Source organism: Nostoc cf. commune SO-36, from assembly GCF_023734775.1.
In the GTDB taxonomy this organism is placed as follows: Bacteria; Cyanobacteriota; Cyanobacteriia; order Cyanobacteriales; family Nostocaceae; genus Nostoc; species Nostoc commune_A.
In genome coordinates this window covers 6,520,613-6,544,706 of sequence record NZ_AP025732.1, presented here as the reverse complement: position 1 = coordinate 6,544,706, position 24,094 = coordinate 6,520,613, and the positions used below count along the sequence as shown (strand labels likewise).

Below are 24,094 nucleotides of genomic sequence, written 5' to 3'. Positions count from 1 at the left end.
TGGCTTACTTGAATATACACTATATATATACAAAATATATACAAAACACAACCAGCAATTATAGGAAGATGGGAAGTTTTTCTCCAGATGAATATAGACATGAAGGCAATGCAATATCACTTCTTAACTATCACTTCATTTTTATACCCAAACGCCGAAAGAAAGTGCTAGTAGACGCAATAGCCGAGAGATTGCAGGAAATCATCTGTGAGGTTTGCAATGAAAATAGATGGAGAATTGTTGCAATGGAAATTATGCCTGACCATGTTCACTTATTTTTGAATGTGAAACCAACAGACAACCCGTCCCAAATCATGAACAGAATCAAAGGACGGGCTTCTCATCACTTAAGAAAAGAGTTTCCAGAATTACTTAAACTTCCAACTTTATGGACACCTAGCTATTTTGTTTCCACTGCTGGTAATATTTCTACGAAAAATGTAATAGAGTATATAGCACACCAAAAAGATTAAATCGCAACACCGTAAACGGTGCTGCTAGCTTTCATCCCCTGCCTGAAGTACGAAAGACGCAACTGCGTTGCTGTTTCTCAGGGGTTTTCAGCATCTCACTTATAAATTTTTTGGTTGAGGCAGGCAAGGGGAGAGAAGAATCACTAAACAATACCTCTCTTTCTTACCCTGCTTATGCGAACTGTATTGCCATCACCCTCACTATCCCAGTTATACTCACTACAGTTAACCCTTACCCTTGACGATTTATGCCTGAAGATTGGATGATTCCTACGATTTTTCCCATTGGTGGGATTCTGTTTGACTTTCTATTTGTACTAATAGCCATCCCTATCGAAGCTTATGTTTTACAGTCTCGACTAAAATTTGATAAAAAAACTAGTATTTTTTATGCCATTTCTATCAATCTGTTTTCTAGTGTAATTGGTTGGTTAATATTTTTTATCTCAGAACCAATATTGCCTACACAAGTGAAATCAGAATTAGTTAACTATATATTTTTTAATAGTTTTAAACTGGGAAATACACAATTTTTAATTATTTTAACTGCCTGTATAATTTTCTTTGCAACTTTTTTAATGAAATATTTCATTTTAAAAACTTTACTATTATCGTTACAGGAGCCAGTTGCTAAAAAAACAGATGAACCTCAAATATCGCAGAGGCAGCGAAGGCGTCGTTTTAGCAGAATTACTTTCCAAAATACTAATTTAGTTACTACTATATTAATAGCAAATTCTCTCAGCTATACTGCAATAACTATTATTTTATTATTCCGCTCAAAATAGTAATTAGTTACTTGTTGAAATTAGATAAAAATTAGTGATTGATTAATCAAGTTTAAGGAGGAACATGAATACGCTACTTAAAGATGTATTTGGAGTTTTTAAATTTGCTGAAGGGCTTTATGCGGGAATTAGAAAAGTATTAGTTCCACCCAAAGCTTATTCTTGGCAGACATTTATATATATGAGTGTTTTTTCTTGGGTACTCTCATATTTTGCTACAGGTTATATTAAAGATATAATTGCCTTTTGTGGTTGGTTATTTTTAATTGCTGGCACAGCTTGGTATACAACTGAAGATCCTTTAAGAGTTCCTGGTACTTTTATGCCAGTTGGGGCAGTGATCACTGGTTTCTTAGTCAGTGTTTTTGCATTTGGAGATCAACGGGATGTAATTACACCAAGGACAATCGTTTTTTGGCCAACCATTTCAGCACTAATTACGGCAATACCAGAGTTTATTGAAGGAAATGATACTGATGCTAAAGCTCGCATTCCTAAGCCAGAAGACCGCCAAAGAATTATAATTTTAGTTGCTAGTAGTATGCTACTAAGTTGCTGGATTCAATTCTACTTTGTGGTGGATAATTGGTCACGACAATATCCCAGTTTGCATGCAGATACTTTTGAACGTAGCACCATTGTTGTCAGAGTAGAAAAAGCAGCCAAAATCCCAGAAAATGGTGCTTTAATTCTAGAGAAACTTCAGCCAATAATAGTACAAGAAATAGCTGGAAGACCTTGGTCGGAAGTAGAGAAATGGCTGTTACCGGAAAATGTGCAACAGCGCGTAGGAATTTTGGGTAGGCAAGTAATTCAAAAGAACTTAGGTAAATACGAAGAAAAAGCAATGTGGCGTGTTGAACCGCGTGTAGCTAATACTAAATCTGGTATTTCGTCTGAATATATATTAGATTTATTAAGTATTTGGATAGGCCCAAGTTCTAATCCACGGGGATATTATTTTAAGAAATCTTGTGAGATTAAAGAATTAGTTACAGCACCCAATAATCCAGAGAATAAGGCTACAGTTGCCGAAATTGAATGCGATCCTGCCAATAAATTTATTGCTGGCTCACCGCCTTTGCAACAACAGTAAAGCTGGTGAGTCATGCCCAATTCCTAATGTCCAATGCTTAACGCCCAAAAAAAATGACTATTAACAGAATTTTTGTATTAGCAAAAAATGTGTTTCAGGAAGTGGTACGCGATCGCGTATTATATATTATTGGTTTTTATGCGTTAATACTTGCCGCAGCCTTCCGCATCCTTCCTGAATTTGCAGCTACGACTGAAGACAAAATGTTTTTAGACTTTGGGATGGCTGCAATGAATGCCATCGGGTTAATCATTACGATATTTGTTGGTACGGGGCTGATTAATAAAGAAATTGAAAAACGCACCATCTTGGTGTTAATTGCTAAACCTGTCAGCCGCAGCGAAATTATCGTTGGCAAATACTTAGGTTTATCGGCAGTATTAGCTGTACTTGTCGCCACGATGACAGCCATTTTTCTGATATTTCTGCAATTTGGTAACATTCCTCATCCAACGGCGAGTATTTTAATTGCTGCAATTTTCTTATTATTGCAGTTGTCACTAATCACCGCTATGGCTATTACCTTCGGTGTTTTTACTGCTTCTTTGCTAGCGACTGTTTTAACTTTTGCGGTATATTTAATCGGAAATATTACACAAGATTTAGTACAACTTGGGCGTCTTAGCCGCAACCCTGGTATGGAACGTCTAACTCAAGGTTTGTTTCTCATCTTGCCAGATTTATCTCGATTAGATTTGAAAAATGATGCTGTTTATGGTTTGCAAGCACTACCTGACACAACTGCACTGATTACAAATGCTGGTTATGGCTTACTTTATAGTGCCATGTTGTTAGCGATCGCAATTTTTATCTTCTCACAACGCGAATTTTAGGCATTAGGTATTGGAGCAAACAGAAACTTCTTGTACAGACGCGATTAATCGCGTCTCTCCTAACTCCCGACAAATGGCTAATAAAGCATTATCTGAGGTTGCTCAATTGTGCCATCAGGCATAATAGTATCCCGCAACTTTGCATAAATAAAATTTGTCTTCCAAAGGTTTGCCTTACTCAAATTTGCCTTGGTTAAATTTGCCCATGTCAAGTCTGCACTAGTTAAGTTGGCCTCAGTCAAATTAGCTTCTAGTAATTTTGCTCCTGAGAGATTTGCTCCTGAGAGATTTGCAAAACTTAAGTTAGCTTCAATCAACGATGCTTCAATTAATTTAGCTTCACTTAAGTCTGCTTCTCTCAAATCCGCATCACACAAAGAAGCACCCCAAAGATTACTGCTTGTAAAGTTCACCCGCCATAAGAAAGTTCCACACAAATTTGCTCGTGTTAAATCAGCATTAGCTAAATTGGCTTCACATAAAGAGGCTTCATACAAATTAGCTTCACGTAAGCTAGCTTGCATCAAATTTGCCCCACTTAAATTAGCACGATTCAGAACACAGCCAGACAAATTTGCACCACGCAAATCTGCTCCGATGAAGTTAATACCGCTTAAATCAATTCCTTTCAGGTCGATTCCATTCAAGTCACATCCACTGAAATCTCGGCGCTGAAAATATTTATTTGTGATTTGACTTAAAATAAATTCCTGTTGATCAGCATAATTTTTCATGGTATTCACCTCTGGGTGTAATTTATCTCAAAGATCGAGTGTGATAGTTACCGTATTATTGAGATTACACCGCAAACGGAGACTAGCTCAGTAAATAATCAAAAATAAATTAGCAGAAAATCCCCAATCACTTGAAAATGCGTTTTTTTAATGGTTTTTAAAACAAAAAATGCTGACATAAGTCAGGATATATTCATATAACAAGAGTTATGTTGCTTACTACAAATTCAAAATTACTATAAGTAATATTAATAGCGTATCCTTTTGTTGCTTTTACTACTGCGCTTTTTGATTTACTTGTAACCAAATTTCTAAACTAGCAAGCAACCACAGCTTTACTCCATAACGACTCCAAGTATCTCCTTCATAATTTAACCAATTACGAATTGGCAATTGGTTCAAGTAAGGAGTGATATATGCATTCCGATTAAGCAATAAATCTTTGGCTTCTTGTTGCCAATATTTGCGAAATCCTAACTGCACTGGTACCATCATGCCACTTTTGGGACGATGAATAATTGCGTCTGGTAAAATATTTGCGGTCGTCGTACCCATACGGGGAAGCAAGCTACCCGCAGCGTCTTGTAAAGAAGACTTACCGGAGGTAATCGCTTGCTTTAAAACGGCTTTTTCTTCAACTCCAGAAAGCTTATACTCTGGAGGTATCTGCATACTTAAGTCTACTACTCGTTGGTCAAACAAAGGAGAACGACCTTGTAAAAGGGCTGCTTGAGTTAAATTACTAACTTTGGTCAAAATTTGGTCAGCACCTTTAAATTTGATGTTCATCGCCATCAAACGATTCAGATAGTTAGCTTGGGAATATAAATCTTCTTCAAAAACCCAAGGTGCTGTTTGTACTGCTGCCCAAACTTCTGGTTTTAAAAGTTGCGGTAAGTCAGCAGCACACTTTTGGAAGGAAATTAAATAAGCTTGCAATGCATCTTGATTGGTGACAGATCCATATAAACTATTAATTAGCATTGGCTGATTTTTTGGCCCACCAAAACAAGGGTCGCCACCTTCACCATTTAAAATTACTTCTACGCTTTCTCTCGCCAGTCGTCCCAGCAAAAGGTTGGGAACAGTCAATGGGTCGCCAATGGGGTCATCTAAATAAGCCATTGTTTCCGGCAGGCGTTCCCACATATCTTTAAAAGTAATTTCTAAAATGTGGTGCTGCGTCTGGCAATGGGATGCAACGAGACTAGAAAATTCTAATTCATTGGGAGATTCAGAACCAAAATGAATCGAGAAGGTATGAACTGGTGCTTTGTGGAATTTTGCGACTAAAGCAGTGATACAGCTAGAGTCCAAACCACCAGAAAGAAAAACCCCAACGGGTTCATTTGCTGGTGGTAAATATTCTTGAACAACTTGGTCTAGGAGTTCTCGCAAGCGATCGCCATGCCATTCTAAGGGTTGATCTATTGCTATAATCTTTTCTTGAAGCTGCCAATAAGCTGTAACTTTTTGGTCAGGAAATTCTAAAACGGTTCCAGGTCGCAGTTCCCGCACTTGTTCCCAAAGCGTTCTTTCTCCGGGAACAAAGGCACAACAAAGATAATCTCGCAGCGCCACCAAATCTAAATCGGCTGAACGATGGGGTGATAAAGTTCTCAGTTGAGGCGCAATCCAACAAACCGAACCAGTGGTAGTGTAATAGAGAGTACGAACACCGATGCGATCGCGAACTAACTTCAACACCTGTTTTTCTCTATCCCAAACTACTAGCCCAAACATCCCCACAAGATGCTTGAGACATTCAAAGCCCCATCGTTCCCAAAGATTAGCAACCAGTTCTAGAGAACTTCCTTGAAAGCTATCCGGTTCAATTCCTAACTTTTGCAGCAACTGCACTTGGTTAGTTAACCAAATATCACCAACAACAACAAATCTTCCTCCAGAACTGATTGCTAATTTTTCCGTCAGAAGTTCAGAATTTCCACCTGGTAAAATTACAGAAAATTTTTCATCTCGCCAAGCTATATTTTCATAATTTGCATCAATTCCCCAAGCTACACGCCAGGTTGCCTCAGTCTTGATGAATTCGATTTTACGAGATTTACGATTTTTAAACGCATCAAATAGCATGGGAAATTTTCAACGCATAATTATTGATTTTAAGGCATTGCTAAACGCTGATACATATAGATTTTTTGTAGGAAACATTGCTTATACTACTTTTCAGATATATGTATTTCCAGTTGAAGGCTTTCTCTCAAGCTGCTAAGGTAAGCTAGCAGCGCATAAATAAAAATGATAATTCCGGTCATTTCCAAAAATTCTTCAACAACTATGCCAGTTAAGGTTATTGCGTTGCGTCGCCCAAAATCTTCTCTCAAAAGTCCACCCACCATTTCCATAACTAAGGTTCCACTTACGTAAACAACTGCGGCAATCAGAAATAAATACCGAGTTTTATAAGGGAGATGGAGCCAAAATTTTAGATATTTAAATGCAAAAATTCCTACTAAAATAGTACCAGGGATAACCCAGGTTTGGAAAAATAGAGGATAAAGATGAAGCGATTCTCGCACTGACGGAATGATCAAAATTTCGTGAAAACTAAATGCTTCATCCAAACTCAAATATACAAATATAAGGTATAGGGTCTTCCAGTAAGAAAAATGGCGGTCTTCCGTCTTAATAAGACTAATTACTTTAAGTAATCCCGAACAAAACAATAAAGAGAATGCAGAATACCAGGCAGGAATATTTAACTCTCCATCTAAACTAAATAGTTCGTAAAACCATTTTGTAGCTGGAAAGGGAAACTCTGAGAGCCAGAAATAGGCACTTAGAGCGCCTGCTAAAGTAAGGCACATAACAGTAAAAATTAAACGTCGAGCAATTGTTTTAGCACAGAGATTAATTGCTAAACCTATATTATAACTTGATACTTGCTTCATACGCAGATTGAGCTAATTTGTTTTATAGGACTCATATTTGATTTTTGAAAAAACTCCGTACACTCAAAAAGTATTTTTTCCTACTCTTAGCCTACGCAAATAATTTCAGTAATCAAACCAGATTCCTATATATATAACAATTATTAAGAAATTATCTCATTTAAATAGATACTACAAGCTAGAGAAACATTACCACAAGCCCCGTTTGTAGATTTTCTCGGATTGGCGATCGCTATTGTCTATGCCATTTTAGCTATTCACTTTCGCATTAACGCTGCATGGCTAGTCTTTGGTAGCGCTTTAATTGGATGTGGGGTGCTTCACTCTTGGGCTACACTCAATAAAATTGTAAGTATTCTAGATTTGTGCCAGATATTAACTTGATTTTAAACACTTACTAATTTAAGTGTTTTTTCTATCTTAGGTCTTGTATTATTTATGTAACTCTAATTTTTGCTGAATTCTTTCGGCAATGTTTGTACAGGGTGATTTTTTAAGTCGCTACTACTACCAACACTTCCTAAAATCCGATGAGTCGCGGGTGTGAATCCCCGACTCAAAAATTGCTGGATTTTGAATTTTGCCTTCTTATTCAATGCTTTTCAATGTTGATCTCATAAAGATCCTAGATTTTCGATAATCTTAAAGAAACTTAAACAGTTTCATATCAAGAAGGAATAATACTATTTTTCTTTCGCCAGATATATAAAATAGAGTTAATCATGTTTAAGTATATTTCATGATAAATTTATAATTAATATCAATGTAATATGTGAGTATTACAAGTATCAAAGAGATTTGATCCACAAAACTATAAAGGTATATATTATGTCCATTATTGTTGGTACTCCTAACAATGACTTTTTGTTGGGTACTAGTGATGACGATCAGATTTCTGGTCGTGGCGGCAATGACAATATCTCCGCCGGTCTTGGAAATGATGTCATTGATGGTGGGGATGGCAACGATACGTTAGCTGGCGATGGCGGCAATGATACCTTCAAAGGTAGTCAGGGCAACGACAGCATTGATGGTGGAGTTGGCACGGATACAGCAGACTACAGCAAACTAAGTCAAACCATTACCCTATCAGGTGTAGGGATAATTGATAAAGGTAAATTAGGCACAGATACAGTCTTTAAAGTAGAAACAGTTATTGCTGATGCTACTGTTACCAACAACACTATAGATACATCCCAATCTTTGTCTGGAGTGCTTACAGTTGCTGATCTAGAAGCCGAAACTATTTCTGCCCTCAATGTTCCTGATTTGGGGACATTGACATTTAATGTAATCAACTTCGATAACGTCATCGGCACAATTAACAACGACAGCATTAAGGGCGATGGACAAAATAATCAATTATCTGGTCTGGATGGGGATGACCTAATTGATGGTCGAGGTGGCAATGACCTGATTGATGGTGGTGCTGGTAGTGACGCATTGTTCGGTGGTGCAGGTGATGACACCTTTAAGGGTGGCCAGGGCAACGACAGCATTGATGGTGGAGATGGCACGGATACAGCAGACTATAGCAAACTAGGTAAAACCATTACCCTCTTAGGCGTAGGAACAGTTATCAAAGCCGATGGATTGGGGCAAGACCAACTATTGAAAGTAGAAACGGTAATTGCTGATGCAAAAGTTTCTAACAATACGATAGATGCGTCTCAATCTTTGTCTGGAGTAGCAGCGATCGCTGACTTGCAAGCCCAAACCATCTCTGCCATCAATGTTCCTGTTTTGGGAACATTAACATTTAACGTAGTCAACTTTGATAATGTCATCGGCACCAATGAAGATGACACCGTTAAAGGTGACGGCCAAAATAATCAATTAACTGGTCTGGATGGGGATGACCTAATTGATGGTCGAGATGGCAATGACCTGATTGATGGTGGCGCTGGTAGTGACGCATTGTTCGGTGGTGCAGGTAATGACACCTTTAAGGGTGGTCAAGGTAACGACAACATTGATGGTGGAGTTGGCACAGATACCGCAGACTATAGCAAACTAGGCAAAACGATCGTTCTCTCTGAAGTAGGGACAGTTACAAAAGCTGGTGGATTGGGGCAAGACCAACTCTTAAAAGTAGAAAAAGTTATTGCCGATGCTAGTGTTGCTAACAACACTATAGATGCTTCCGAATCTTTAGCTGGTGTATCGATCACCATTAACCTACAAAGCCAAACTTTGACAGCCAATAACGTTCCTGTTTTGGGAACATTGCCATTTACTGTAGTCAACTTTGATAATGTCATCGGCACCAATGAAGATGACACTATTATTGGTGATAATCAAAGTAATAAATTAATAGGTAATGGTGGCGATGACACATTTAGGGGAAGTCGAGGTAACGACAGCATTGATGGTGGAGATGGCTTTGATGTCGCAGACTACAGCAGCTTAGGTCGAAAAATAACTCTATCAGGTGTAGGATCAATTACTAAAGCTGGTGGTTTCGGAACAGACACAGTATTTAAAGTAGAAAAGGTAATTGCTGATAGCAGTGTCGCCAACAATACTATAGATGCTTCTCAATCTTTGCTTGGGGTCGTTGCCGTTGCTGATTTAGAAGCCCAAACTATCTCTGCCCTGAATGTTCCTGATTTGGGAATGTTGACATTTAATGTAGTCAACTTTGCCAATGTTATCGGCACAATTAACAATGACAGTATTAACGGTGACGGACGAGATAATCAATTAACTGGTCTTGCTGGTGATGACCTAATCGATGGTAGAGGTGGCAATGACCTGATAGACGGTGGACAAGGCAATGACAATTTGTTTGGTGGTGCAGGCGATGACACCTTCAAGGGCAGTCGAGGCAACGACAGCATTGATGGTGGAGATGGTTTTGATATCGCAGACTACGGTAAGCTAGGCAAAAGCATTACACTGTCAGGCGTAGGTAAAATCACCAAATCTGGCGGCTTCGGCACAGATACAGTCTTTAAAGTAGAAACAGTTATTGCTGATGCTAGTGTTGCTAATAACACTATAGATTCATCCCAATCTGTTGCTGGTGTGTCTGTCATCGCTAACTTACAGGAACAAACTATTTCTGCCTTTAACGTTCCTGTTCTGGAGACAATAACATTTAATGTACTTAACTTCGATAATCTCATTGGTACAAATGCAAGTGACAATATTACTGGCGATAGTCAAGATAACCGATTAGAAGGTAGAGATGGTGATGACACTATCTCTGGTGGTTTCGGTAATGACTCCATCATCGGTGGACTAGGTAAGGATACTCTTATCGGTGGACTAGGTGCAGATAAGTTTATTTTCAACAGTTTTAGCGAAGGTATTGACACCATCAAAGATTACAACTTTGGTCAAAGTGACATAATCCAAGTTTCTAAAGTAGGGTTTGGTACTACTAACAGTGGCGACTTTTTCTACGACACTTCTAGTGGTAACTTGTCTTTCTTAGGAAATCAATTCGCCTTCCTTGAAAACTTATCATCTAATGTAAGTATTCAGTTAGTCTAAAATAACTACGAGTTACAACTCCATTACAAATTAAAGCTTTTTACATACAGTTTGTTGTGGAAGCAGTAGCTCGTAGTTTAAAAATAACAAATCTGGTTTGGTACAAACACAAGCAATTGTGTCAGCAATTCCGGCTAATTTTGTGTTGTAAAAGCGGTTTAAAACCAGTAGCATTTTGAATTAAATCGATTATCGCTAGCTAGTAATAGACAAGTTTTTACAACATAAATACTAAATAAAAATATTCTAAGTATTCCAATACATATTAATAGCTATATGTAGAAGTATTGCATTAAACAATACTGAATGATAAATACTGAATATTATTTCAATAATTTAAGGAGGAATTCTTGTGGCATTTGAAATCAATAAATTGTTTAAGTCATCTGTAAAATATCTACCAGCAATTACAGCTATAATCACGGTTCTTCCATTACCAGTAAAAGCGGCTACGTTTTTAGTAACTGAACGCGCTGCTTTGGGAGGGAATGATGAAGTTAATTGGGGAAGTTTAGGTAAAGTATTTAATCCACTGGCTCCTGACTTTTCTGTTTTTTTACCTAACTCTTTTTCCATCACATCCCAAGATGGTTTAAGTTTAGATGTAAATATAGCTCCAAGTAATAACCCTCGCGTTACTCCGCCCTTTGTCTTTCAAACATTACCTTCTCCTGGCATTCGGACTAACTTTGCACTTGGAGATTTTATTCTCTTTGGAGGTATAGACCCAACAGGTTTTATCCCTCTCCCCCCTGGTACTCCTGATCCTGGTACTAAGGGGAACGGCAGTCCTTTGACCATTAATTTTGCCCAACCTGTTTTTGGCGCTGGTACTCAGATAGCTGTAGACACTAGTCAGTTAAAAATTGAAACTTTTATCAGCGCTTTTGATAATGCCGATAACTTATTAGGTAGTTTCTCAATTCCAAATATTTCGTCTTTAGCATTAGATAATTCAGCAGCATTTTTGGGGATTCGTAGTGACACTGCCAACATCTCGCGACTCGTTTTTAGTAGTTCTAATGAGCAATTCGGCTTGGCCATTAATCAGGTAAGCATTTTTGCAGTTCCAGAACCAAGTTATACCTTGGCGATATTAGCTTTTGGTATTTCCGGTGCTGTTTTAAAATTACGCCAACGCACTTGACACTTTCCCTGCGCCGAAAGATTTTTCATTTAATAAGTTAGAGGTTTCGGCAGGGCAAATGTATATAAAGTAGAAGAAATCTTTAATAGCAAAGGTTTAAAAAATTATGTGCGTTTGCCCTGGGGTTTTCGGACATACTCAAACTTATGCAAGTACGTAAATTCCACATAATCCTAGTCCTTAGTCAAATTGAAGTCAATGTTATACAAAGAATTTGAAGTAATCATAGACACTAAAATACAAAAAGCTATACGAAAGCACGAAATGATGGTTTCTTTAATTAGTAGTATTACTGGCTTAATTTTTATCATGGGTTTGTTCCATGCTATTATGCTCAACCACATTGAAATTCAAACGCTTTGCTCGTACTAATTAGTGGTTGCATTCAATGGGTTTTGATGATTAACCATTTCCCGAAGCCCATAAAAATCAATCGAAGGTACACATATTTTTTATTAATGGAAATTGTATTTATGGAGAGTAAAAATAATAGCAGGGCTATATTCGTCTTATTTTTGACTGTATTTATAGACTTGCTCGGCTTCGGAATTATCTTGCCGATATTGCCTTTATATGCTGAACAATTCGGTGCAAAACCTAATGAAGCGACTCTACTTGTAGCTGTTTATTCTTTAATGCAGTTCTTATTTGCACCATTATGGGGCAGCTTTAGCGATCGCTACGGTCGCCGTCCAATTTTGTTACTCACTTTATTCGGTTCTGTAATTGCATACGCAGGCTTAGGCTTTGCCAACTCATTATGGATTTTATTTATTGCTCGTAGTCTTGCGGGTATTATGGCAGGGAATATTTCTACTGCTCAGGCGTACATAGCAGATATTACCACGCCAATTAATCGAGCCCGTGGTATGGGCATGATAGGAGCAGCCTTTGGTCTTGGTTTCATTCTTGGCCCAGCAATTGGCGGTCTTCTGATCGGGTCAGATCCAGACAACGCTAACTTTCATCTACCGTCGTTGTTCGCCGCCGGATTATCTTTATTGGCATTGCTTTGTGCTTTGGTGCTACTTCCAGAATCTCTAAATTCTGAGACTAAAGCCAAAATACAAGTTCATCGCCACCGTCAGCGACGGCTGAACTTGCTACAACTATCACAGCGTCCACAGTTTTGTGTGCTTGTTGGCATCTACTTTTTAGTAACCTTTGCTGTTGCGGCTATGGACTCTACATTGGCTTTATGGTCTAAGCAGCAATTAAACTGGGGCCCTCAACAAACTAGTTATCTTTTTGCCTTCATGGGGATTGTCAGCACAATCATTCAAGGAGGACTGATCGGATTCCTCAAGAAAGAATTGGGTGAAATCAAGTTACTGACTTTGGGGATATTAGGGTTAGGTTTGGGATTACTACTAATTGGATTCTCACAAAGCTTAATTTTATTGTTGGTCGCAACTACACTTGTGGCGTTTGGAATTAGTGTCAGCCAACCCATATTGAACAGCCTGATTTCCCAGATGACAGCCCCAGAAGAGCAAGGGCAAATATTAGGAATTGCCAGTTCTTGCTCTGCGTTGGCACGCATCGGTGGGCCAACGTGGGCAGGGGCTAGTTTTATGAAATTTGGCAGTTCTGCTCCTTTTCTGAGTGGATTTTTAGTAATGCTGATAGCTTTGACTCTTAGTTTGCGAGTGACTAAAACTGCATCTGAAGCAAAGACAGAACGTGTTGCCTGAAATCTAGGACTTAGAGAATGTTTGAAAAGTCCTCTTGACGGTATCAAAAATTTTAGATCCCCCTAAATCCACGCCACGTGCTTCTCCTGTCGGAGACGCTGCGCGAACAAGTCGGCAGAGCCGCCCAACGCAGTGGCTCCCCTTAAAAAAGGGGGACTTTGATTCTGGTTCCCCCCTTAAAAAGCTAGGGCAGGGTGGTTTCATACAACCAGAGAAAAAAACTAAAACTGGGTTTCAAAGCCTCTCCCCCCGTGGGGGAGAGGAATGGAAGTGAGGGAAAAAGCCATGCCACAAAACGAGAAATCAATACTTATGTATTTTTCTTTTTTCGTATGAAACCACCCTGCCCCCTTAAAAAACTAGGGGGTATCTAAAAGTGCCTAAAGTCACAGCGAAACACTTTTTAAACAACTTCTGAATAGTATTGTCTTTTAATTAGGAATTACGAATTATGACAGGTCGCCGAGTATTATTTTTAGGCATATTTATAAGCATCCTCCTCACCTACGCAATTTGGATTGGTGGCAGCATTCCTGCAAGCATAATTAAACTTCCTGATCAAGGATTAAATTGGTACTACTGGAAGCTTCCCAACCCGACCTTTTGGAGTCGAGCGACGGCTTGGGGTATGTACCTTGGGCATCAGTTTAGTATCTGGGGGTGTATTTTGTGGGCGCAGCGATGGCTACGCCCGCCGCAGGCATCGCAGTTGAAATATAAATCAGCGTTGCACCCAATTAATTACCTCATGCTTGCCATTAATGCTACATTCATCGCTTTACACTTTCTCCAGACCTATATTTGGTACGATGCTCTAGCTCAAGATACTTCAATTTGGGCTTCTCAAGGTGCGGTTGTCCTTTTACTGGTATTCGTACTGATTTTAGAAACACCTCGACGCGGCTTGTTTTTTGGCAATTCTGTTCCATTCCATCAACAGTTTTTGCAAATTATCAAGCTGTACCACGGCTACTTTTTCTCCTTCGCTGCTATCTACACCTTTTGGTATCATCCAATGGAAGCGACTCCGGGGCACTTAATTGGTTTTCTCTATATGTTCTTGCTTCTGCTCCAATCGTCGTTAATATTTAACCGCAGCCATGTAAACCATTGGTGGACATTCACTTTGGAAATTACAGTGGTTTTACATAGTGTAGTTGTATCTTTGATGTTAGGACAAAGCAAGTGGCCAACATTTCTCTTTGGTTTTCTTGGCATTCTAGTGCTTACTCAACTCCACGGTTTACCTGTGGGTATTTTGACTAAACGTACTATCTACGGAGCCTTTTTGGTGAGTGTACTGGCCGTTTATGGACTGACAGAACGCGGCTTGGGGAGAATTTACGAAGTAACCTATATTCCTCTGATTGAGTTTGGGCTAGTTGGCGTAATTTACTTAATCTTCCTGCTCATTTTATGGACAATTTCTCGTTTACCTATCAAGACGTAATAAGCTGAAAAAGATCTAATATCAAGTTCGGATAATTAGTTATGATTCCTACAGTGCCCGCCCTAATTATGCAATTTAAATGCACAACAGCTTATGATGTCCGTTAATATAAATTCAAATTTGGACAAAGGTACGAACCAACGCTCTAGTTTTGGTCAGCATGAAGTTAGACAACTGCTAAATTATTCAAGCTGCCTTTATAGCCACTAATCTCAATCACAGCATCCGTAAGGGCAGAGAATCCATTAGTATTATCGTTGAGTGCCAGAAAAGTCTGCCCCTTATTACCTGTACCAAGGGTAAAAGTTGCCGCACCTTTAGCGACAAAAGCAGTTGCAGTCAATATCTGTTGTACATCGAAAAGATTTAGACTCGCAACAGTGCCAAGTTGAACTAAATTAGCAGCGCTAACTGCATACAGTCCATCAATTTTATCTTGAGAAATATTCAAGTCAGTTATTTTATCAAAGCTAGATAGCAGCGAATCACTCAGACTGTTAAACACAAATTTATCAGCGCCAGAACCGCCTGTGAGAATATCACGCCCAGCGCCACCATTGAGGATGTCATTACCATTACCACCAACTAGTTTGTCATTTCCGGCTAATCCAAGAAGTTTATCGTTGCCGTTGTTGCCGGAAATTTGATCGTTACCAGCTTTACCACTGAGTTCATCTGCACCGTTACCTCCGTTTAAGGTAATGTTTGGCACATTTCCGTCTTTGGTGGTTTTGCTAGTTAATTGACCATTGGTATCATACAGATAAGTGGCAACTGCATCAGTAATGCCATCACTGTTGTTGTCAATATCTGCGGAAATTAGTTTGCCATTGCGATCGTAGTTGAAAGTGGTAATCTCATCAGGGATGCCATCATTATTTTTGTCAGCTACCTGTGCAGTCTGTTTGCCGTTAGCGTCGTAACTATAAGCGGTGACTTCATCAAAGATGCCATCATCATTATTGTCAATTTTTTGTGATGTCAGCTTGCCGTTAAAATCGTAGCTGTAGATGCCAACTGCATCAATTACACCATCATTGTTGAAGTCATAGCTGGCGGATGCGCGTTCAGAAGTAGAGGTTTGGACTTCATCAAGTTTGCCGTCGCCGTTGTAGTCTATCCTCAAGGATGTCCTGTTGCCCTTGGCATCAAAAGTAGAGGTGTAGACATAATCCAGTATGCCGTCTGCTTGGTAGTCACGGCTAAAGTGTGTCAGGTTGTCCTTGGCATCATAAGTAGAGATTTCGACATAATCAACTTTGCCGTCTCCTTGGGAGTCTGCCCTCAAGGATGCAAACTTGCCATTGGCATCATAAGTATAGGTTTCGACATAATCAACTTTGCCGTCTCCGTTGTCGTCACGGCTCCGGGATGTCTGGTTGCCCTTGGCATCATAAGTAGAGGTTTCGACTCTATCAACTTTGCCGTCGGCCTTGTCGTCATAACTTATGGATGTCCTGTTGCCATTGTCATCATAAGTATAGGTTTCGACATAATCCAGTATGCCGTCTCCGTTCTCGTCACGGCTATCGGATGTCCGGTTGCCCTTGACATCATAAGTAAAGGTGGAGACATAATCCAGTCTGCCGTCGCTGTTGTTGTAACGGGTTTCAGATGTCCTGTTGCCCTTGGCATCATAAGTATAGCTGTAGACATAATCCGGTATGCCGTCGCCGTTGTAGTCACGGCTATCGGATGTCAGGTTGCCCTTAGCATCATAAGTAGAGGTTTTGACAGAATCAACTTTACCGTCGGCCTTTTCGTCATAGCTCACTGATGTCAGGTTGCCCTTGGCATCATAAGTATAGCTATAGACATAATCAACTTTGCCGTCGCCGTTGCTGTCAGGGCTATCGGATGTCAGGTTGCCCTTGGCATCATAAGTATAGCTATAGACAGAATCAACTTTGCCGTCACCGTTGCTGTCAGAGCTCACTGATGTCTTGTTGCCCTTGGCATCATAAGTATAGGTGGAGACATAATCAACTTTGCCGTCGCCGTTGTCGTCACGGCTCTCGAATGTCAGGTTGCCCTTGGCATCATAACTATAGCTGTAGACATAACTCGGTAAGCCGGCGTCGTCGTCTTTGACGTCACGACTCTCGGATGTCAGGTTGCCCTTGGCATCATAACTATAGCTGTAGACATAATCAATTTTGCCGTTGCTGTAGTTGTAATGGGTTTCAGATGTCTTGTTGCCCTTGGCATCATAAGTATAGGTCGAGACATAATCAGGTATGCCGTCGCCGTTGTTGTCATAATTTATGGATGTCTGATCATAGCGGTAGGTAATAACTGAGTCTATTATCCTATCACCGTTGTTGTCTGTCCTCTCAGATATCACTTTGCCATCGATATCGTAAGTGTAAGTTGTGGTTGAGGTCATAAACTTGTCTTGTGTTCCTTATCTGTTTCATTCCAGTTGTGTACTGCTAAGTATTTTCTTCAAATCGCTATGCTCTGCAAAATTTTTTTATACTTACTTATTGTAGATTGTTAGATGTCTTTTTGCTGCATCAGTTATGAAAATGATAATAAGTTTTAAGTCAATCTTTTTAATCACATTAACGCCGTGTGCAACTTTCTTTCTCTCAAACCTAACCCCCAACCCCTTCACTACTAGCCTTAGAGAGCAAGAATCAAAGCCTAAAATATTTACAGTCATTGTGAGCGATCGCAATGACATTGTGTAATTAATTCTGTCTGACTACTTATTTAGATGCGATCGCCCTATAGCAAGATTATTCTTATGATACGGCGTTGCTGATTAGATGTATGAATCTTGGTGTAGAGACGTTGCAATGCAACTTCTCTACAAGGGTTTTGAAATCACGCAAAATCATTTTTATACCTGAATTCAGCAACGCCTATGATATAATATCAATTCTAAACAAACATTAAAAAATTCACAATTTTACTCACCACTACTAAGAAGTTTTTGCTGTTGATAACGCAGTTTAAATTGCTGTTGTTGTATTTTATGATCCACAATAGGTTCAGGATAGCCAACAGCATGACGTTCTAAAGATGGAATTTTCCCAGTAACTAAATATTCTGTATCTACAGACCGCAATTCTGATACCCATTGCCGAATATATTCCCCTTCTGGATCAAATTTTTGTGTTTGACTAGCTGGGTTAAAAATCCGCACGGGTTTAGGATCCATGCCGCTAGAAGCACTCCATTGCCAACCGCCATTATTGGCAGATAAATCACCATCAATCAGGTGTTGCATGAAGTATTTTTCTCCCAATTGGGGATTAATTAGCAAATCTTTGGTAAGAAAACTAGCAACAATCATTCGACAACGGTTATGCATCCAGCCGCTTTCATTCATCTGACGCATTGCTGCATCCACAATGGGGTAGCCTGTTCTCCCCTCACACCAAGCTTGGAAGTGTTCTTCGTTAGTTTCCCAAGGAAAGTTTTTGAAAGTGTCGCGGAAAGCACCATCAGCTAATTCGGGAAAATTATACATTGCATGTTGATAAAACTCCCGCCAAGCTAATTCTTGTTGCCATGTGCGAATATTAACTGCTGTTTCTTCACTGCGGCTGTTTTCTAATGCTTCTAGCGTGGCTTGCCAAACGGTGCGAATGCCAATTACACCAAATTTCAAAGCCGCACTCAACTGCGATGTTCCGTCCACTGCGGGAAAATTTCGCTGTTCTTGATATTCAGTAATAGCTTTATTAGTAAATTCTTCTAACCGTTCTTGCGCCGCCGCTTCTCCCGGTGAAATGATCAATTCTCCATCCCAAACAAATCCTAAATCTTTTGCTGAAGGTAGCGTTATCGCTCCTGCAAGTTTGGCAATTTCCTGTTCTGCTTCTGTTAACCCCTCAACATTTTCCAGGGTTTCTACTGGTTGAGCTTTCGGTTTGGTAATCCAATTTTTCCAGAAGGGGGTATAAACCGTATAAGGTTGATTGCCACCAGTGCGGATCTCATCTGGGGAGTTGAGAATTTGATCCCAGTTTTGGTAAGAAATTTAATGCCTTTTTCTTTGAGGGCATTTATAATGGTGCGATCGCGTTCTTGCGAATAAGGTTCTACATCCCAATTCCAAAAAACAGCTTTGGCATTTATTGCTTCTGCTAAAGCTGGTATCGCTTGTACAGGATTGGCGTGGAGTATTAACAACTGGCTACCAACTTGAGCATATCGCTCTTGGAGTTTTTGCAAACAGCCAATCATATAAGTTATTTTCACAGGAGCAACATCATCCCGTTCCAAAATATTCGGATCGAGGCAAAACACGCCCACCACTTTCGGACTCTGCCGTTTTGCCGCAGCCAGTCCCGTATTGTCAGAAATGCGTAAATCGCGCCGATGCCAAAACAGAATTAAGTCAGACATTCCATGCTACATATAGTTCACCCGTACTAGCTTAAATGCTAGTGGTACTAATGATCATCATTCTGGCGATAAATTTATTCTGTGAGTGGGTATCGGGGAAGATGTAACTAAAAAAATAAACCCCGGCTTGTCAATCGGGAATAGTGGCTTGTTAGCTCAAAGTTGAGTATACTCTTCTTAACAGTTAATTAGTCCTTTTGGTCATGGCTAACCTACTACTTGATGACGGTACGATTGAGAGCGATTTAGGCGAAATAGTTCGTGAGCTTGCGCCTCTTGGGATTCAACTCAGACATTACGACCCAGGAACATCGCTTCTCTTCCCCAACCTCCTAGACCAGGACGTTTTAACTGAGTCTGAGAAACGTTATTGCGTAGAACTCCATAACAGCGTTTTTGAATTTCTTCAGCAAGAAAATGGCGCTCTCTGGTGTGACTTGCTAAATGTGCATCCAGGTTCCTTCAATCTTCACCACCTGATAGCAACCTACGGACGTTACCATACTCATCCTGCGGCTGAACCCCTCTACGTGTTGGCAGGAGAAATGATTTATGGCTTCGTGCAACCTGATGGCAGTCAAGTACAGCTTTTAGTTCAGGCACAAGACTATCTCTACATCCCCGCAGACGTTGAGCATTGGTGCAGCCCAACTGCATCGTTGAATTTTAAAGGTGTACGCTATTTGCAATAGCCGAAGGTTGGGTTCCAAATTATACAGGTACTCAAGTTAGTGATTCGCTCAACAAGCGGCTTTAAGGATCAATATTTTGCGTAGCACTTAAGCTACTTCGGCTGCGCTCAGTACAAGTCAGTGACCATCGCAGGCATCGCAGAATGTATTTAATCAACTTCCTCACAGAGAATTAACAGCGTTTCCATCTCCTTTGCAAGAGAAATTAACTCTGTCCAAGAGGAACCACTAACTAGATTTTGAGCGTGAGCTAATCGGTTTCGCAACTGTTCAGCAGACTTGAGAAAACGTTCGCCAAACCGTTTTGATTTTAGTCCTAATTGCTGGAGAAGTTCTGGTTGATTTAAAATCAACTCTCGCTTATCACAGAATTGCAGATAATCTAACAAATCGGTGGCTTCGTTTCTTTCCTGACTTTCTCGCCATAGTCGTTGAGCAACTTCTAACCGCTCAGGTTTAAGGACTTTTTGCCAAGAATTTTGAGGATAGTAAATCCGCACCAGCCGCAGCAAATTCATTTCTAGCAACGTTACCAAGCCAAACAGTAGCATTCGCGCGGGTGCTTTCTGCAAGTCGCCACAGGTAACAATACCACTTACCTGATTGCAATCTAAAACAAACAATCGCGGAGTTTGTTGCAAAATAGGGAGCAACTTCATCAGTGGGGTAGAAATAGCAATTAGTTCTTTGGGATGAAACACCCTTTGATAGTCGCCACACTTGCCTTCTTTGCCTTGAATCAAACTAGAGCGTTCTACATAACCGCTAATAATATCTCCCGTCTCAACGCCGATAACATCAAAATTCTGTGCCTGCATCCAATGCAGCACTTCTTTTGCCTCCGCATCAGCTGGCATAGCTTTCAGGGGTTCTGCCACGTATTCAATAGTGATATTATTCTCAAATAAACTCCGCAGGTCTTGAGAACGCGATTTTAGGTGTTTCATCCCCCGGCTGTGAACTCACGTTAAATAATCCTACGGCACTCATGCGATGTCTGCGACGGGCTACGCCTACGCTAGCAGATTTTTCTACCAGATTAACCCTGCGTAAGCATCGCTATTCTAACAAGTACCATAAATCAATATTATACCATTTTAGTTGGTAATAATTTAGACAATCCCAAGTAACGAAATATTTCATATCTAGAAAAAAATAAATATATATATAGTTAACTATATGAGATTAGTTGATTAATTTGCGATAAGATGCCAAAAACGCTGACAAAAAAACGTTATTACTACGACATATCGAATTGAGACTTGGTAAAATTTTACCAAGATAAGCAGATAACCAAAATTGATAATATTATTTATTATGCCAAGAAAAGAACAAGGATGGGTTACATTTCAAACCTCTGAGGACGAGCGGAAGATTCTGGAGGAATTCTGCGAACAGTCTCAACGCACTAAGACTGAGATTCTGCGGGAACTCGTGCGTAGCCTGAATCAGCACTCGTCAGCGCCAATATTACCAATAACTCAGCAGGAAAAACAGGAAGAGACTTATGCTCCAAAACCTGATATGGAAAGTAATATTCAAAAGAAATCATTAAAAGTTAGCTCTCGAAATATTCTTAAAGGTGTTGTTAAACGAGTCATTTATGGAGCAGTTAATAGTGAGGTCACTCTGGAGATTATTCATAAAGTAGAATTAACTTCGATTATCACCAGAGCTTCCGCAGAAGGAATTAGAACTATCAGAGGGAAAAGAAGCTTATGCAGTTATTAAGTCTAACGATATTGTCATTGCTAGAGAATAGGAATAATTTATTTTGGGTGTTAGATATTAATGGAATTAATTAGCATCAATTTTTTGATTTTATAAGGCTACAAAATAAATCGAAAATATAATTGATGCGATGTTTTCTCTGCGAGACGCTACGCGTAGCTTGCTTCCACAAAGTGGTAGGACGGTCTATGCCTACGCAGATGCAAAGTAGACATCTCCAGAAATTAAATATGCATCATCCATAATCCTTGTAGAGAAGTAGCAGTGCTACGTCTCTACATTCATTTTCGGAGATGTAAGGGCGTAAGGCTTTGCGTTCTTAGTATACACTTGCACCACTGATAAAAGTATAATTAGTTCTCTGATTTCAAGTGCTGCTAATCATTTGAGTACGGTAAACCGTATTTACTCGTTAGTTCCCAAAGATTAATTTAATTGTTAAGTTTAGTTACATAAATAAAAAAATGCTGCAAGCATTGCTAGACGGGAGAAATTATGAGATGTGGTATTATCGTTGATGAACAAGACAAACTGAACAACTTTGCGTAGGCGTAGCCTGTCGTAGACATCGCTTAGATTGGGCGAGTATACCAGCATTTTTGACCAGTCTTTAATCAAGTTTCTCAAATTGTTAAGAAAGATGAGGGCGATGAGGGAGCAAAAGGGTAGGGAAAGCAGGGGATAATAACCAATACCCCATTCCCCATCCCTCATTCCTCTGCCCATTTAGTTTTCATTTTAAGGATTAGTAAAATCTATGGCAATTAAAGAACAGCCTAAGTCACCTCGGTTTCGGATCATTGCAAATATATTATTGGGAGTATCAGGTTTATTCCTACTCTTAAATTTATTTTTGCCTGGTTTATTCGCTTCTGGCCCTGCTGGTGTTCCCTATAGCTTATTTATTCATCAAGTACAAGAAGGGGAAGTCAGCCGCGTTTCCGTTGGTCAAAACCAAATTATCTACCAACTAAAAGCAGAAAATGCCGAGCCGCCCCAGGTGTTTGCAACGACACCAATTTTTGATTTAGAGTTGCCCAAACTGCTAGAAGAAAAGGGAGTTGAGTTCGCGGCTACACCTCCACCCAAAAATACTTGGTTTACAACCCTCTTAAGTTGGGTGATTCCACCACTGATTTTTATTGGCATTTGGCAGTTCTTTCTCGCCCGTGGTGGTGGTGGCGGTGGCCCCCAAGGTGCGCTTTCTATTGGTAAGAGCAAAGCTAAGGTTTATGTCGAAGGTGAATCAGCTAAAATCACCTTTGCAGATGTGGCTGGGGTAGAAGAAGCGAAAACTGAGTTAGTGGAAATTGTCGATTTCCTCAAGACTCCAGGGCGCTTTACGCAAATTGGCGCGAGGATTCCCAAAGGTGTGCTATTGGTAGGTCCTCCTGGTACTGGTAAGACACTTTTAGCGAAAGCCGTAGCAGGAGAAGCAGGAGTTCCATTCTTCAGCATCTCTGGTTCTGAGTTTGTAGAATTGTTTGTCGGTGTCGGTTCTTCCAGAGTGCGGGATTTGTTTGAGCAAGCAAAGAAACAGGCTCCTTGTATTGTATTCATTGATGAATTGGATGCGATCGGTAAGTCTCGTAGCAGTAATGGCTTCTACGGTGGTAACGATGAGCGAGAACAGACTCTCAACCAATTACTCACGGAAATGGATGGATTTGCGGCTGGTGATGCAACAGTAATTGTACTAGCAGCTACTAACCGCCCCGAAAGCCTTGACTCCGCATTGCTGCGTCCAGGTCGCTTTGACCGCCAAGTATTGGTAGACCGTCCTGATTTATCTGGTCGTGAAGCAATTCTCAAAATTCACGCTCAAAAGGTAAAATTAGGAAATGATGTAGATTTAAGAGCGATCGCAACTCGTACCCCCGGTTTTGCTGGCGCAGATTTGGCAAACTTGGTGAACGAAGCGGCATTACTAGCAGCTCGCAATCTCCGTGAAAGTGTTGCTCAAGAAGACTTTGCCGAAGCAATTGAGCGGGTAGTTGCCGGTTTAGAAAAGAAGAGTCGCGTGATGAACGAGACTGAGAAAAAGATTGTTGCATACCATGAAGTTGGTCACGCAATGGTCGGGGCGTTAACCACAGGAAACGGTCGTGTAGAAAAGATTTCGATTATTCCCCGTGGGATGGCTGCTTTGGGCTATACTCTGCAATTACCAACTGAAGACCGCTTTTTGATGAATGAAGAGGAACTGCGGGGTCAGATTGCAACTTTGTTGGGTGGACGTTCTGCCGAAGAGGTTGTGTTTAACAGTATTACAACAGGTGCTTCCAACGATTTGCAACGAGCAACTGACTTGGCAGAACGGATGGTAACATCTTATGGTATGAGCAAAGTCTTAGGGCCATTGGCTTACCAACAAGGACAACAATCGATGTTTTTGGGTAATGGCGGGGCTAATCCCCGACGGGCGGTGAGTGAAGACACATCCAAAGCTATTGATAGCGAAGTCAAGGAAATCGTGGAAACAGCTCACGAACAAGCCCTAGAGATTCTCAGACAGAATCGAGACTTGCTAGAAGCGATCGCTACTCAACTCTTAGAAACAGAAGTCATTGAAGGCGAAAAACTGCACGATTTGTTAAGTCAAGTTAAACCTGTAGCTAAGACAACTGCTGATTCTGTTGCATCTTAGAGAGTTGGAATTTTAAACGCAGAGTAACGCAAAGGAAAGC

General features: G+C 40.2%; 16 protein-coding genes and 2 pseudogenes. 11 read left to right on the top strand and 7 right to left on the bottom strand.

Features of this window, described 5'->3' with window-relative positions:
* Positions 1 to 68: 68 nt before the first annotated feature.
* From tnpA to ANSO36C_RS29440, 4 genes are all read left to right on the top strand, one after another.
* Positions 69 to 473 carry an IS200/IS605 family transposase gene (tnpA, locus tag ANSO36C_RS29455; protein ID WP_251957643.1) on the top strand — a complete coding sequence of 135 codons (405 nt, stop codon included), beginning with the start codon at positions 69 to 71 and terminating at the stop codon, positions 471 to 473.
* A gap of 248 nt (positions 474 to 721) precedes the next feature.
* Entirely contained in the window at positions 722 to 1,261 is a 540-nt protein-coding gene (gene fraC, locus ANSO36C_RS29450) for a filament integrity protein FraC (RefSeq protein WP_251957642.1), read from the top strand.
* 64 nt (positions 1,262 to 1,325) lie between these two features.
* The gene (fraD, locus tag ANSO36C_RS29445) at positions 1,326 to 2,357 is read left to right on the top strand and encodes a septal junction protein FraD (protein ID WP_251957641.1); all 1,032 of its coding nucleotides are present in this window, start codon (positions 1,326 to 1,328) and stop codon (positions 2,355 to 2,357) included.
* Positions 2,358 to 2,410: 53 nt separating this feature from the next.
* Positions 2,411 to 3,190, top strand: a complete 780-nt coding sequence (locus ANSO36C_RS29440) for an ABC transporter permease (protein WP_251957640.1) — start codon at positions 2,411 to 2,413, stop codon at positions 3,188 to 3,190.
* 77 nt (positions 3,191 to 3,267) lie between these two features.
* Here the strand turns inward: ANSO36C_RS29440 and ANSO36C_RS29435 are convergent, their stop codons facing one another.
* The 3 genes from ANSO36C_RS29435 to ANSO36C_RS29425 form a co-directional block, all read right to left on the bottom strand.
* Positions 3,268 to 3,924: a pentapeptide repeat-containing protein gene (locus ANSO36C_RS29435; protein ID WP_251957639.1), complete on the bottom strand. Its 657-nt coding sequence runs from the start codon at positions 3,922 to 3,924 to the stop codon at positions 3,268 to 3,270.
* A 276-nt stretch (positions 3,925 to 4,200) separates the two neighbouring features.
* Positions 4,201 to 6,018, bottom strand: coding sequence for an asparagine synthetase B family protein (locus ANSO36C_RS29430; RefSeq protein ID WP_251957638.1), 1,818 nt, complete (start codon positions 6,016 to 6,018; stop codon positions 4,201 to 4,203).
* An 86-nt stretch (positions 6,019 to 6,104) separates the two neighbouring features.
* Positions 6,105 to 6,836: a hypothetical protein gene (locus ANSO36C_RS29425; RefSeq protein ID WP_251957637.1), complete on the bottom strand. Its 732-nt coding sequence runs from the start codon at positions 6,834 to 6,836 to the stop codon at positions 6,105 to 6,107.
* An 828-nt stretch (positions 6,837 to 7,664) separates the two neighbouring features.
* Here ANSO36C_RS29425 and ANSO36C_RS29420 point away from each other — a divergent pair.
* A complete protein-coding gene (locus ANSO36C_RS29420) occupies positions 7,665 to 10,334 on the top strand; it encodes a beta strand repeat-containing protein (RefSeq protein ID WP_251957636.1) in 2,670 nt (889 codons plus the stop codon).
* 30 nt (positions 10,335 to 10,364) lie between these two features.
* Here ANSO36C_RS29420 and ANSO36C_RS29415 read toward each other — a convergent pair whose 3' ends face one another.
* Positions 10,365 to 10,508 carry a hypothetical protein gene (locus ANSO36C_RS29415; RefSeq protein ID WP_251957635.1) on the bottom strand — a complete coding sequence of 48 codons (144 nt, stop codon included), beginning with the start codon at positions 10,506 to 10,508 and terminating at the stop codon, positions 10,365 to 10,367.
* Positions 10,509 to 10,686: 178 nt separating this feature from the next.
* On the opposite strand from ANSO36C_RS29415, the gene ANSO36C_RS29410 reads away from it, so the two are divergent.
* The 3 genes from ANSO36C_RS29410 to ANSO36C_RS29400 all read left to right on the top strand — a co-directional run bounded on the left by ANSO36C_RS29410 (position 10,687) and on the right by ANSO36C_RS29400 (position 14,625).
* Positions 10,687 to 11,481 carry a hypothetical protein gene (locus tag ANSO36C_RS29410; RefSeq protein WP_251957634.1) on the top strand — a complete coding sequence of 265 codons (795 nt, stop codon included), beginning with the start codon at positions 10,687 to 10,689 and terminating at the stop codon, positions 11,479 to 11,481.
* A gap of 473 nt (positions 11,482 to 11,954) precedes the next feature.
* Positions 11,955 to 13,175 (top strand): MFS transporter, encoded by a 1,221-nt coding sequence (locus tag ANSO36C_RS29405; RefSeq protein ID WP_251957633.1) that lies wholly within the window; start codon positions 11,955 to 11,957, stop codon positions 13,173 to 13,175.
* A gap of 451 nt (positions 13,176 to 13,626) precedes the next feature.
* On the top strand, positions 13,627 to 14,625 hold the full coding sequence (locus ANSO36C_RS29400; RefSeq protein WP_251957632.1) for a hypothetical protein: 999 nt from the start codon (positions 13,627 to 13,629) through the stop codon (positions 14,623 to 14,625).
* Positions 14,626 to 14,791: 166 nt separating this feature from the next.
* Here ANSO36C_RS29400 and ANSO36C_RS29395 read toward each other — a convergent pair whose 3' ends face one another.
* Positions 14,792 to 17,011 (bottom strand): bluetail domain-containing putative surface protein, encoded by a 2,220-nt coding sequence (locus tag ANSO36C_RS29395; protein WP_251957631.1) that lies wholly within the window; start codon positions 17,009 to 17,011, stop codon positions 14,792 to 14,794.
* Between the two features lie 528 nt (positions 17,012 to 17,539).
* Positions 17,540 to 18,984: pseudogene (locus ANSO36C_RS29390) on the bottom strand (deoxyribodipyrimidine photo-lyase, 8-HDF type).
* A 203-nt stretch (positions 18,985 to 19,187) separates the two neighbouring features.
* Here ANSO36C_RS29390 and ANSO36C_RS29385 point away from each other — a divergent pair.
* Positions 19,188 to 19,741 (top strand): annotated as a pseudogene (locus tag ANSO36C_RS29385) (acireductone dioxygenase).
* Positions 19,742 to 19,825: 84 nt separating this feature from the next.
* On the opposite strand, the gene ANSO36C_RS29380 reads toward ANSO36C_RS29385, so the two are convergent.
* Entirely contained in the window at positions 19,826 to 20,623 is a 798-nt protein-coding gene (locus tag ANSO36C_RS29380) for a hypothetical protein (RefSeq protein ID WP_251957630.1), read from the bottom strand.
* Between the two features lie 370 nt (positions 20,624 to 20,993).
* Between ANSO36C_RS29380 and ANSO36C_RS29375 the strand changes: the two genes are divergently transcribed.
* Both ANSO36C_RS29375 and ftsH4 read left to right on the top strand, forming a co-directional pair.
* Entirely contained in the window at positions 20,994 to 21,407 is a 414-nt protein-coding gene (locus ANSO36C_RS29375) for a TOBE domain-containing protein (protein ID WP_410174657.1), read from the top strand.
* Positions 21,408 to 22,164: 757 nt separating this feature from the next.
* Positions 22,165 to 24,054 carry an ATP-dependent zinc metalloprotease FtsH4 gene (gene ftsH4 / locus ANSO36C_RS29370; RefSeq protein ID WP_251957629.1) on the top strand — a complete coding sequence of 630 codons (1,890 nt, stop codon included), beginning with the start codon at positions 22,165 to 22,167 and terminating at the stop codon, positions 24,052 to 24,054.
* Positions 24,055 to 24,094: the final 40 nt, after the last annotated feature.